A 12,635-nucleotide genomic window follows, 5' to 3' on the forward strand; every position below is an offset into this window, starting at 1 on the left:
CTTTTTCATGTTCATCGTCCTCTGCTGTGATGAACATTACTAAGCTGAAAACGGTTAAGCTAGAGGGGAGCAGGTCAAGGAGTCCAAGACGAGGAAGGGCTTCCAATCGATATAAAGCTAAGACAGGCGAGAGCTTGGCGACCAACTTCTTGAAGTCCGCCGACATTGAAACCTCGTCCGCCTTCCTTTTGGGCACCAACCTTTGCATGAACTAAAATCATCTTTCTGGCTTCAGGATCAATGCCAATGAAGTCTGCAATTTCTTTACTGTCATCGTCGCATAGCCAGATTGGCACATCCTCAATTTCTGCTGTGAGATCGTCGGCATCTATTCCGTTTGGAGCACGTTTACCTTCGCATATTGCAGCGAATAGACCGAAGATTGACTGGCGATACCAATCGCCAATGTTTTTAAAGAAGTAGTCTTCACCTTTCTCAGAAACCACGGGCTCTAGTGACCTGGCCGCGTAGATGTAGTCAAGGATGGGTTTGCTGCCATCCTCCAGCGACCAAAGAAGACGGGGTTGGTAAAAACTTCCCTCGGAATAAATCACACCTTCACGGCTGGTGAGAACTCGAAATGCTTGCTGCTGGTTGAGGCGCTGAACCACTGATCGCCCTTGCTTACGATTATCATGTTCAGGAGGGGGGAACCTAGCATTTAATGCCTCACTTTCGATTTGGTACTTACGAGTCTTTTCCTCGAACTGAATGCTGCATTCAATCCTTTCATCATCAATCTCGATAAAAAAGGTTCCATTTCCTGGCTCGACATCCGAACACAAGTCGAAATAGTTGACGTCCTCGTCCAGTGCGAAGTGTGTAATGCCAGTTTCATTATCAAGCACATCACCTGGTGAAGGATCGAGTAGGATTGAGACCGGTTGAGCCTCATCGGTGGTTACATCCTCCACGATGGCTGCGTAGCGATCGAACACGCGGCTTCGGGAGCGAGCACCATCAGTAATTTCGTCAACGACTTCTGCACACCAGTCTATGTACTGAGACAACGAAACATATCGTTCAGAAGCATCACGCACACGAGATCGGGCAAAACCGATGTAGCGAGCCGTGCCGTCAACAAAGCCTGCTGCTGTTGCAGGAACCAAAGATGGATCAAGAAGGTCGGTGAAGACATCGGCAAAGGAGCGCGTTCGCATCGCCAAGCCGCGAATGGCATGTTGTGACATATCGAGTGACGAAAATGACATACGTGAGAGGCGTGATTTGTTCCCTTCGTCACCGTCGGGGAATGCCTTTTCCATCAACGAACGACTGGCGCGTTTGAGGTTAAGTTCCGACTTATCGACGACCAGCCCTTCGGTATCATGCATTAGAACAAAGCCTTCTTTCAGCACCGCAACAAATATCCCCAATTTCCATTCTGAGAAAAAGCGATCAACTAGGTAAGGTGAGTTGCGCCACGCATAGTAAGAGAATCCGAAGGCATTCTCAGGCATGCCCTCAATGGGACTGATTTTAAAACGATCCTCATTGAGGAGCGCTTCCTCAACAATGGGAGCAAATTTCGTGATATCGATAAGTGGTTCGACACCGCTGAAGACGGCAGCGGTACGCGGAAGTTGAATGTCCTTTGCTGAAAGAGCTTTTTCGAATTCAAACCGCGCGCGAAACTCACCACTGATGTATTGATATTCGGCCATGTACTCAAGGAGTCGGTCAGGAAGCGTGACCTCGTTACTTACGATATGAGCCGTATTTCGCGCAGCATAGTCCTCGTAACCCTTGTAGCGTTCCCAGATCTGTTTGACGCGTGATGCATTTGCCGGAGAGCAAATAACGAAGCCCGACTGTCGATACCTTTGATCGCCGTCTGAGTGCCTGGTGATTCTGCCGATTTGTTGGACGAGCTGGCGCGCATTGCTCATAAGGTCGAATATGCCCACTGCAATGAATTCAGGGTTATCGATGCCTTCCATCAGCTTGTTTTGGTGTATCCAGAAGGTAGCGTCCGGCCGACTGCGGAGGGCAGAAGCAACGCTGGTGAAACGATTTGGGTTTTCCAGAGTTTTCTTGGCCTTATCGTGGATCAACACAGCTTGGGTGCCAAAGGCACTATTGATCCAGTTTTGGAGCATCATGAGCGTATCGAGATCATCTCCTCGGACCATAACCTTCGGCGTTTTACCATCGCTGAACCAAGCCTTGGCTCGCTCCAGCTTTTCGGGCAGCTCTTGCTGGAGTATTTCAATAAACTGCTTAATCGCTGACTGGGGTTCTTGCTTGGGAACTTCAGTGGGAGCGACTATCTCTACTGGGCGAATGATCTTGTTTTCGACCGATTGCTCGTAAGGGAAGTTAAAAAGGTAATTGCCGCGAACCCGAAAGGATTTGTAGTCGTTTCGGTAGGGTGTAGCACTTAACAATATCGTCGGTAGGTTGAATTCGCGAACGCCGCGAGACCAAGAAATTGCTGGCTCATAATGCCCTTCGTCAACAATTATTAAATCGAAATTTTGCTGGATCTCTTCTAGGATGCGTAAGCAACTATCAGCACGTGCATGTTCTGGGTCTTTCGATATTTTGCGAATATCGCCAAGGGCTTGGTGAGTGCCTATCAGTATGGCGCGATCAACGTCCTCTGCACGTATCTGTTTGGCAATTTGGTGAGCACTCCTGGTGAGGAGCTGTTCCACGTATGCATCCTCAAGCGCCCCCCCCAAAGAATCCGCGCTCCCAGTAAATAGTTCAGTTCCGTCCATTTGATAGCCGATGTGCTTCCAAAACCGATAACGGATGTCTGATATCAGCTGCTCTGTCAGGGCCGTGCGGGGAGTCAATACGAGCACTCGTCGAACGTTTGGCAAGCAGCGTGATAAGACAGCGACGATCCCTGACTTCCCGGTTCCGGTGGGAAGCTTAAGCAGGGCGGCCTCTTTAAGATCAGGCCGCTCAGAGATCGTCTTGTTCCCATGAATATAAGCAACGGCCGTCCCAATTGCAGCCTGCTGGTGTTCCCAGAGACCTGGAGTGCCATCCCAGAACTCGTATTTGTGTAGATGCCTGAGTGCATCTCCAAAAGAGGCTTTGTCTACATCTGGTGATTTCGAATATAAAGATGTTCTTTCGTCGGCCTTCAGTGCTTCTAAATCCACAAAAACTCCAGCATCCTTTGCATCTGATAATTCGGTATACCGCAACGAGTGTACCTTACGAGCTTATTCGTTGTTGAACAGGCGTTTGTGAAAAATCGCTGTCTTAGTTGCACCGCAGATTAGAGTCTTCCGCCTTTATGAGTTTCGCCAGGTATTCACATGGCGTCATGTCTTCCAGTGAGTCGTGGGGACGTTCATCGTTGTATTCCGTCATCCATTGACCTGGACGACCACAGAGAGTGCTAAATCCTCGCTCGCCGGCTCCCCTCCGGCTTAACCGTTTTCAGTTTAGTCAGGGTCAGGAGCCGGATTTTTCCAACTCTGGGTGGACCTAATACGGGGTCAGGGTCAATGAGCCGGGTTTCTCAACTCTGGGTGGAACTAGCGACCATTAAGTGCCAGAATTTTTAGAGAAACCGAGAGCATTCTTTTTTCGGCGGAGGAGATAACAGGAGGAACTATCGGACATGGATATTTTCAACAAATTTAATAGAAAGGATATACAAGATCGTCAGATCGACACACTGATAGGTCTAAGCAAAGGAGTTTCAGCTGACGGCAATGTAAATCAAGCTGAAGCTGAGTTCTTGATGAGTTGGCTTGTTCAGAGTAGGCAATCCACCGATAACCCCATTATCATTAATTTGCTCCAAAGAGTCTCAGCAATGCTCGAGGACGGAGTTCTGGATCGCGAAGAATCCGTCGAGCTACTAGAGATCCTTCAGAAGATCTCGGGCGACACTTCTGAGATTGGTGAATTAGCCAAAACGTCTTCATTACCCGTTAATGACCCCTTGCCTGAGATCGAATTTAACGGAAGTTCTTTCCTTTTCACGGGAACATGCGCGTTTGGAACCAGGAAGCAATGCCATGAAGCAACGGAGTCGCTCGGCGGGACCATTGCGAAGGGTGTTAACAAAAATCTGAACTACCTTGTTCTCGGCACTTATGTCACGGACAGTTGGGCCCATGAAACTTTTGGTCGGAAAATTGAGCAAGCAATCGAGTATAGAGAGAAGGGCTTACCCCTTGTGATCCTTACTGAGGAGCATTGGCTTTGCTCTGGCGGGTTGAGCTGAGCATTCCTACTACCCCATTATTCGAGTGCGGTCTGTAGCCAATCTTCCGCACCATCGACATCAAACATACGACGTCCAAAACCCTCCGTAAGCAAATCCTCGGGTAACAGCTCATCAAATTTTTCTATATGTTTCTCCGGCACTGTTTCCGCAAGCTCAGAATCTGAGGGCAAACCGGCCTGGAGAACACTTTTCAGAGAACTGACGACTGAATCGGAAGTGGTCCTTTGCACCTCAATTACTCCCGCGAAATGACTGGCACGGAATCCCTTCATCAGAAGAATAGCGGATAGGGTGTTCACTATTTTATCTCCGCGCCACGGAAATATATAGGCGTGGCCCTCTTGCTCAATCACAGATCTTTTCCGAAGCTCAGCGCGCTCAAAAAACTCGACACCCTCCCGAAACAACTCCTTTGCCTCTGTGTCTGCATAATCGACCATCCCACTGGCAGTGCTGATTCGATAGTCACCGGATTTATAAATGGAGAGCATTTCCTCTCTGACAAGGTCATGCATACCCAGGCCTTCGCCGCCAAATTTAGGAGGTTTGCCCCCCTTTGTTTTTTCGACATAGATAACTTTACTATCCGTATCGACATCGATGACCTTCCAGCGTCTACCGGCAAAAATAATGTGTTGATTGGGGAGAATCATAGCGTCGACGGGCAGCTGCCCGATTGTCTTTGCACCATTTACCACCCGGAACTCATCAGGAGTCTTGAAGACTGCAAAGAACGTGTATTGGTTTACGAGGCGCTCACCCTCAATACCAAGTACGAGTTCTCCGCTACCAAGTTGAGTAATACAATCCTTGCCGCCGAGATGGCGCAAAAGGGACATGAAATGTGAAGCAGTAATCTGTTGAAACGCGCCTTGGCGACATAGAAGTGCATAAAGTTGATCTGCTCGAATTCCTCCCCACTGCGCAACTGTCGCAAGAATCTGGTGCACGAGCGTTGAAAAGTGAAATTGACTGGTATCTGCTGGCTCGAACCATTTATCGGCAATAAGTAGCCGAATCATTGCCATCGACTGAACAAGTTCCATTCGCAATTTATCGTTAGGACTTGATTCGGCCTTAAGTTCGTTTTCAGCGATCAGCATTCTCAGAATGGCGGGGCTACCTCTTCTTCCTGAGCGGCCCATACGTTGCCGCAAACTTGATACAGAGTGGGGAGCTGTCACTTGTATGACCGAGTTCACCTTTCCAATATCGATCCCTAGTTCCAAGGTCATCGTGCAAATCGCCGTGGTCGGCAAGGTATCCTTCTGTAGGCGAGACTCGAGTCCTTCTCGAAGCTCTCGAGACAAAGACCCATGGTGCGGAAAGAACTCATTGGGAACGACAGCGCTTTCGCAGAAGTCGCTTAGTCGAGCTGCGATGGCCTCTGTTCGCTGTCGACTGTTTGCAAATACCAGGTGAGAGCCGCCTCTGCAAAGGGTGTAAAGCTCCTCACAAATTCGGTACTCCGCAGGCATCTGAGAATCGTTTGGCTTGAGATCAATCGGATCACGATATCCCTTAACCTGCATTTTGAGCGTTGCCTGGCTTTGGGAGTTAGTAATCGTGACACAAGGCATAGTGCCATTCGGGCGCATGGAAGTCGGAACAGATTCGAGGTTTCCGAGAGTCGCACTAAGGGCTACCCTTGGGATTGGATTTCCGATACGCCCAAGCATGTGTTCCAAACGGTTGAGCAGGGATAACAGCTGCTGGCCGCGCTCAGTTCCTATAAATGCGTGAAATTCATCGATCACAATATATTGCGTGTGAGCAAAAGCCTGGCGAGACCACCCAGCATGCTTAATAAGCATCGCTTCCAAAGATTCGGGAGTGATCAACAGAATGCCAGAAGGGGTCTTCCGAGCACGATTCTTTAAACCTTGCGGGGCGTCTCCATGCCATGGTGTGACAGGCATTTCCATCATATCGCAAAGGATTTCCAATCGACGGTACTGATCGTTAATCAATGCTTTGAGCGGACTCAGATAGAGGATACCGAAGCCTTCTTCCTGATCCGCTACGGCTGTCATAGCGGGCAGAAAGAAGGCCTCTGTCTTGCCCGCCGCGGTTGAAGCGCTGATCAGGACATCCGTAGTTCCAGACAGAATAGGGTCAACGGCTTTTTTTTGGATCTCCCTCAGATCAGGCCAGCCTTGTTTGAAAATCCATTTCTGGATCCGTCTGTCCAGTTTCTGATATTCGTCCATTAAATTTTGAATCCGGCAAGTCCATCATCATTTGACGGACGATCTTCCGAATCCTGAGCCCCTTCATTCACATCGATCTCGGTATCCACATCGCTAGGCCGATCAGGCTCAAGCTCGATATTGGCTACCAGATCCGACCACTGAACCTGTGGGTTCTGGTCCACAATCGACAGCATGTCCAGGAACGCTTTTATGATGCTTCGTGGTGTCCTGAAGTAAGACTCGCCAATGTTCTGATGACAATGATTCAGAAATGATTTAAGGGCATCGTCCGGGACGAGATGTTGTTCCTGGTCCCCGCTGGCGAATACATGCCGCAGGTTTCGGAGAAGAATATATAACTCTTCCGGGGTCAGGCTTGCGAGATGCAGGGCAGGGGATGAATAGTCTGTCACACCGGCGCGCTGAGCGAAGCTGTTTTCAGCGAGCCTCGATTGAAGAGCCTCATAACTATAGAGTCCCTTTCGGGGATCCAAAAGGAACTCGGGCGTGCCCCCAAGCAGAAAGCCGAGTCCCTCAACAGAACCCTGCAAGCAATCATTAAGCATCCTGAGAATCTGCTCGTAGTTCGAAGTTCGAGCCTGGGTCGAATTTAATTTGTAGAGATTAACCATCTCATCGAGGTTCACCAAGAGTCCGCTATAGCCCGCCTGCTGAACAAACAGGCCCATCAATTTCAGCGAGTCGTAGAAACTGGAGTCATCAATGATTGTTCGGACGCCAAGATCACGGCGGGCATCCGTTTTGGTGGAGTACTCAGCTCTCAACCATCGAATAGCGTTGGCCTTTAGATCATCGTTACCCTGTTCATGGCCGTTCCAGTACGCTTCGACAACAGACGCAAAATCATAACCACCGACCATCTCAGAAAGTCTTGCCAGCTTCTCATGAATTACGTCATTCACTGACTCATTCTTAGCGGATGCCTCTTTGCGAGCTTGCGTGACGAAGCGCTCGACTACGCTTGTCAGAGCGTTGCCATCAGGCTTGTTTCGGGTCGACATGTTTCGCATTAGTTCTGAGTATAAGTTGCGTGCCTGGCCCGATGACGCATGGATTCTCCGATCTGGTGACAGATCAGCGTTCACCGTCACCATTTTCCGTTCCAATGCGATGCTCCGCACAACACTTAGGAAAAAGGTTTTGCCTGAGCCGTACTCCCCAATGATTAACCGAAAAGCGGAACCGCCATCAGTAACCCGCTCAATATCGCGGTACAGGGCCTTTATTTCGTTTACTCGCCCGACTTGAATGTGCTGAATTCCGACCTTTGGCGTTACCCCTGATTTGAGAGATTGGATAATCGAATCTCGTTCCTTGGGCCTGATACGCTTCTCACTCATGAGCAATTATTCCTTAACGGTTTGTGCGATATCTTCGGCTACATCAAGCATGACATAAATGTCGCCATCGTCTTCCAGAACAGGCTCTTCCAATACCTCAAACGACCAATCGTTGATCGTCTCGAGGGCTCCGTCCACCATCAGCCCTAGCCCATTGCACATGGACTCAAGTTCTGTGCGGCTCCATTTCTCTTGGGTGATCAGTTTCTCAAACAGCTTTCGATGCGCTGGATCCAGTCCGTGATCATCATCCACAGGCAAATCCTCTTTTGCGGGTTCTGGCTCAGTTACCGTTGATTCCTCATCATCAGACTCTTTAAAAATGGAGCCGAGAATGCTCTGCACATCCTTTGTCTCTGATTCATGCAGCGCCAAAACACTCTCATTAAGCTCGAAGCCGACAGCTTTTGGAGAAGTGGAGGCGGCTGGGCTCTCCGGCGCTCTAGCGGTAGTCAAGCCATGAATATCACTGGAAACCAATGCCTTATCTAACCCAAGGCTAGTGTAGAGTTTTTCCATCTGCTTAATTTCATCCGGACTGATTCTGCCGTCCGCCAGAGCGACACTGACTAGAATCTTACTAATACCGTGTTTCCCATCCTGACTAAGATTCTCAATCTGCTTCTTCAAGCTGGCGCTGTTCTGCGGTGAATTCAGCCGCCAGGTGAGGTAAGCGTGTAGGCTTGCTTTGCCTGGTTCCGTTAGCTCCGAGCGGTTGTTTATTAGGTTCTCTAGAACATTAACTTCAGCCTCATGCACGTGATCATCGATTTTCGCGACCATGGCACCGAGTCTAAGGGCCATGCCCACCTCATTAAATGTGTCACTGGGTTCTTCTAACTGTTTATGGCCGCCAGAAAACAAAACCACATTACCAGTAGGTTGAGGCTTGGCATGATGAAAGCGCGGGTCTGGGGCTATGCCGAAACCCGTTCTGTCCAGAACACCTTGTAAAACCACAACCTCCTTTTTGTTTACCTTCTCGGTTGGCGTGTCGGATAGCTGCGCCCAAAGCTCCTGGAAGGACACCAAACCTTGGTTTTCAGCTATGACCTTTTCTGCCCAACCTGAGAAGGAAGATATGAGATCGGAGCTGGATGAGTCTGCTATCTCCTCAGGTAGCAGGAGTACGGCCTCAATATCATCGCGAGAGTTTCCTTCCTTCCCCAGATATCGACTGTATGAGTCGAGCTTTTCGGAGGCCTGATCCGCAATTTTTATGAGTTTATTCGCTACGGATTTGAGTGCAGTCGGGTCCGGTACCCGAGTCTCATCGAGGGTGGTATGCAACAGTGAACCACTCGCTGGTCGATAAGAAGGCTGCACAACGGTTTTGTTGGGTTTGATCTTCAGACCGTCAGCAAATTGATCACTAAAGAGTTTCGAGAAAAGCTTTCTAAATTCTCTGCGGCACCGCCGTGCAGGTGTTCTCGGAATGAAGTCGGTAAAATTCAACCACACATAAGCCATTTGCGATGGAATGGGTTGGCCGGCTGCCACAAGCTTTCCGGCATGGATCGAGAACAAGAGCCTGAGGTTGTGCTCAGAGACCTCATCACTTGAAATCGACACCTGTTTAGGGCGCAAAAGCTTCATCCATTCCAACAAACGGAAAGCGTAGTTCCTGAAAGCCGGGTTCTTGCCATAAACGTCGAGCAGTCGCCGGATCTCCTTTGCAATTCCTTTGAAGTCCTCATCACCGACCTGATTGGATTCAACTGAATCGACGACAATTCGACGCTCCAATCCATAGAAATATAGGAAGACATAGCCGATGGGGGTGTTCGGATCATTCCGTGTCGATGATAACCAATCAAGGTAGGCTCCCCGGCACTTAGGGGAGAGTCGATTGTACTTTGGCCAATATCCCAACGAATGGTCAGACTCACGGCAAGTTGCCTTCTCAACCTTTAAGGTTTCATCAATGAGTGACGCTTCGGAACCAAACTCGTTTGTGGCGCTTAATCTTCCCCCAAAATAGAAGTTGCCATCCTTGGTGGTGTGGCCAGCAATTTCTATTTGCTCTCCAGGATCGATCCATCGGCCTGTTTTTCGGTTTCGACTGCTTTCTTCCTGCTGCCCAAATGAAATGGTGAAAGTAGCTAAACCATCATCGTCAATTTCCGTAGAACCGAGAACCTCACGATGATCTGTTTTGGTTTTAGTTCCATTGCGTGTGGCGCGCTTCACAGTGGATCGCTTCGCTCCGTACTGGCCTTTTCCGACTTTTGGGGACCTCGTTGAGGATTTCTTTGAGGAAGGCCTTTCTCCAAAAAAATAGGACGCAAGGGCAATGAACACTAATGCACCCAACAACACCGTCACTTCCATTGACTACTCCTAGTTCCACTATTTTCGAAAGCTCACTTCAGTAAGCTTATAGCAGGCTAACAAACTTGCAATGATTCGTCAGTGTTGTACCGTCTCGAAAGATTTCTCTATCGAGAACCTGTAGATCGCTCGAGGCGGGGCTTCACAATGCGAGGAGACAGCTGCGATTCAACCTTTTTTCGAAGTCCGGTGAGGGAACAATTAAGTGAGCAACAACAAAAAAACGCCAATTCTTGATCGTCCCTTCTTCGCTTGGTCAATTGCAGGGCTGATCCTCTTTTCAGTCGTCACCTTTTCAATTGAAACCCTGCCGGGCCTTTCATCAATGACTAGGGCATTCCTCTACTATTCAGAGATGGTCGTTGTAGGCCTTTTTTCGATTGAGTACCTCTGCCGGATATACACGTCTCCCCAGAGGCTACGCTTCATTTTCAGCTTCTATGGGTTGGTGGATCTTCTTGCAATCTTGCCATTTTATCTTGGCTTTTTCTTCGATCTACGCAGCTTACGGTTGGTCCGCCTGTTGCGCCTGCTTCGGATCCTGAAGCTCGCCCGCTACAACTTGGCTATTCTCCGATTTGTGCGAGCCATGTATCTCGCCAAGGAAGAGCTGGTCATTTTTACAATTGCGAGCTTTGTGCTTCTATTCCTTGCTGCCGTGGGTATCTATCACTTTGAAAACGAAGCGCAGCCCGAGGTCTTTCGATCGATATTTGATGCGCTATGGTGGGCAGTTGCAACGCTGACCACCGTTGGATATGGGGATATTTATCCCATAACTGGCGGGGGTCGTTTATTTACATTTGGAATTCTAATGGTTGGACTGGGAATGATCGCTGTACCAACAGGAATAATTGCCTCATCTCTATCGGATGTGCGACGACAACTGGAACAGGAACGCCGCCAAGAAGAACTCCATAAAGAAAATGATAGATCGACAGAGTGGGAAGTAGGGCAGGAATAGGAAACAACCATGGGCATCGAGAGAAAGGAATACGATTCACCGGAACAAGAATTATCAACAACAACTCCTTTTCGTCTCCCATTTCTGCTTAAAGTTTCGGTAACTGGTTGTTGTGTGGCGATGGTCAGTTTGTGTGTATGGTTTACTTGGTTGTACATTGAAAAACCTTCTGCTTTTGCGCCACCCGTTGATTTCGGAGTGCCAACATTACTGACTATATCGATGACGGGCCTCATTTTGGTGTGGATACCTTGGTCTAAATTAGGGTTGAAAATCACAAAAATTGGTGGAGTAGAATTTCAACAGGTGCTCAGCACCCAAGCGTCGGAGCACGCTGAAGAACTCAGTTACCTAGCGGAACAAATCGAAGCCTTAGAAGATCGTGTACGGCAAGGCGATGAACTCGCCGAAATCCATGAAATGCTTCAAGGTAATGAGTTAAGAGATCTTCTACTAAAATTTCTGAAGCATTTCGCGCCAACAGCATTTTCACCCAGACGCATTCGTGCTTGGGGCAGTAAGCAACCGGGATTCGAAGCTCTGGGTAGATATGACTTTCAGAATATCCGAGCGACACTTCAGAAAATGCAAACAGAGAACCTAGTTTCAACTGCTATAAGTAAGCAGGGAAGCACGCTTTACAGGCTATATTAGTAAATATAATGGAGTCTAAAGTGTCGGCTGCTGCTCGACAATTTCTTGCAACCCTTAAGCGGGACGACTACATAGCATGGCGATGGTCAGCCGTACTGTAAACATCCCTGTTTTAGTTGCACCGCTGGTTAGAGTTTTCCGCCTGTTGGTATTTCGCCAGATATTCCCATGGCGTCAGTACCTCCTTCGGTTTCCGGATAGTCATGCGGGTTTTACCTCAGGGATACCTAGCGCAACCCAAAGGGCCGGTGACCCTACCTGAGCAGAAAGCGGTTCAGCCAAAGGGGAGCATGTCAGACGCGCGCCTGGCCGATCTTGCTCATCCAAAAATCTCCTCGCATTTCACATCTCAAGTGCAGGGTAAGAACAAAGATAATTACCTCTTAAAAAAAGATATGTGCACATCGGTTTTCGAAATGTGTCAGTGTGGAATCAAGCATTTCACTAGAGGAGAAATCGATGAACGAACAACACCCACTTGGACGACTTGCTGAGCATGAAGCCGAACTGTCCTGGAGCGAAGTCAATCAGATAAATCGTCATCTGTTAACTCTTGAACCGAAAGCGATAGCGTTCGAACACAGAATTGATGTCCACGAATACACAACTAGCGCTTTGCTCCACAACTCCGTAATGCCAGACCATAGACCTCGACTTGAAAAGCTGCTCGAAGGGTTAGGCGACGGCTGACCCACAATAGAAATGAAGCTGGCGCGGACCGCGAGCTTTAATATCTAGGTGGTGACCCGCTGGTTGAATCCTTCCAATCTTTCCTGCCGGGACTCCGAAATAGTGCCAACAGGGGTCTGAGAGCTGACGCTATTCCAAAAACGGAATTAACCGTCAAAACCCCAGCGGTTGCTCGATCGAGGGGCACTATTCGAAAAACATGAAAAACGTTCAGAATTAGAGTGATAGAGAAGTGGACGACGAAT

The 12,635-nt window shown here is 48.8% G+C and carries 8 protein-coding genes and 1 pseudogene; 4 read left to right on the forward strand and 5 right to left on the reverse strand.

Going from position 1 to position 12,635, the window contains the following annotated elements:
- Window positions 1–74: 74 nt before the first annotated feature.
- Together ACN0XM_RS09040 and ACN0XM_RS09045 are read right to left on the reverse strand one after the other, a co-directional pair.
- On the reverse strand, window positions 75–3,116 hold the full coding sequence (locus tag ACN0XM_RS09040; protein ID WP_417566614.1) for a DEAD/DEAH box helicase: 3,042 nt from the start codon (window positions 3,114–3,116) through the stop codon (window positions 75–77).
- A 103-nt stretch (window positions 3,117–3,219) separates the two neighbouring features.
- Window positions 3,220–3,333: pseudogene (locus ACN0XM_RS09045) on the reverse strand (integrase core domain-containing protein); the annotation flags it as partial.
- A 250-nt stretch (window positions 3,334–3,583) separates the two neighbouring features.
- On the opposite strand from ACN0XM_RS09045, the gene ACN0XM_RS09050 reads away from it, so the two are divergent.
- Window positions 3,584–4,195 carry a BRCT domain-containing protein gene (locus ACN0XM_RS09050; protein ID WP_417566615.1) on the forward strand — a complete coding sequence of 204 codons (612 nt, stop codon included), beginning with the start codon at window positions 3,584–3,586 and terminating at the stop codon, window positions 4,193–4,195.
- 17 nt (window positions 4,196–4,212) lie between these two features.
- Here the strand turns inward: ACN0XM_RS09050 and ACN0XM_RS09055 are convergent, their stop codons facing one another.
- From ACN0XM_RS09055 to ACN0XM_RS09065, 3 genes are read right to left on the reverse strand one after another with little or no spacing between them, the layout of a single operon-like run.
- The gene (locus tag ACN0XM_RS09055; protein ID WP_417566616.1) at window positions 4,213–6,408 is read right to left on the reverse strand and encodes a DEAD/DEAH box helicase; all 2,196 of its coding nucleotides are present in this window, start codon (window positions 6,406–6,408) and stop codon (window positions 4,213–4,215) included.
- Window positions 6,408–7,751, reverse strand: a complete 1,344-nt coding sequence (locus ACN0XM_RS09060; protein ID WP_417566617.1) for an ATP-binding protein — start codon at window positions 7,749–7,751, stop codon at window positions 6,408–6,410. The genes ACN0XM_RS09055 and ACN0XM_RS09060 overlap by 1 nt, the downstream gene beginning before the upstream one ends.
- Before the next feature lie 6 nt (window positions 7,752–7,757).
- On the reverse strand, window positions 7,758–10,082 hold the full coding sequence (locus tag ACN0XM_RS09065; protein ID WP_417566618.1) for a TerB N-terminal domain-containing protein: 2,325 nt from the start codon (window positions 10,080–10,082) through the stop codon (window positions 7,758–7,760).
- A 205-nt stretch (window positions 10,083–10,287) separates the two neighbouring features.
- On the opposite strand from ACN0XM_RS09065, the gene ACN0XM_RS09070 reads away from it, so the two are divergent.
- From ACN0XM_RS09070 to ACN0XM_RS09080, 3 genes are all read left to right on the forward strand, one after another.
- A complete protein-coding gene (locus ACN0XM_RS09070) occupies window positions 10,288–11,046 on the forward strand; it encodes an ion transporter (RefSeq protein ID WP_417566619.1) in 759 nt (252 codons plus the stop codon).
- Between the two features lie 9 nt (window positions 11,047–11,055).
- Complete coding sequence (locus ACN0XM_RS09075) at window positions 11,056–11,700, forward strand: hypothetical protein (RefSeq protein ID WP_417566620.1); 645 nt, start codon at window positions 11,056–11,058, stop codon at window positions 11,698–11,700.
- 459 nt (window positions 11,701–12,159) lie between these two features.
- Window positions 12,160–12,390, forward strand: coding sequence for a hypothetical protein (locus ACN0XM_RS09080; protein WP_417566621.1), 231 nt, complete (start codon window positions 12,160–12,162; stop codon window positions 12,388–12,390).
- Window positions 12,391–12,635: the final 245 nt, after the last annotated feature.

This window comes from Marinobacter sp. (genome assembly GCF_048269445.1).
Taxonomy (GTDB): domain Bacteria; phylum Pseudomonadota; class Gammaproteobacteria; order Pseudomonadales; family Oleiphilaceae; genus Marinobacter.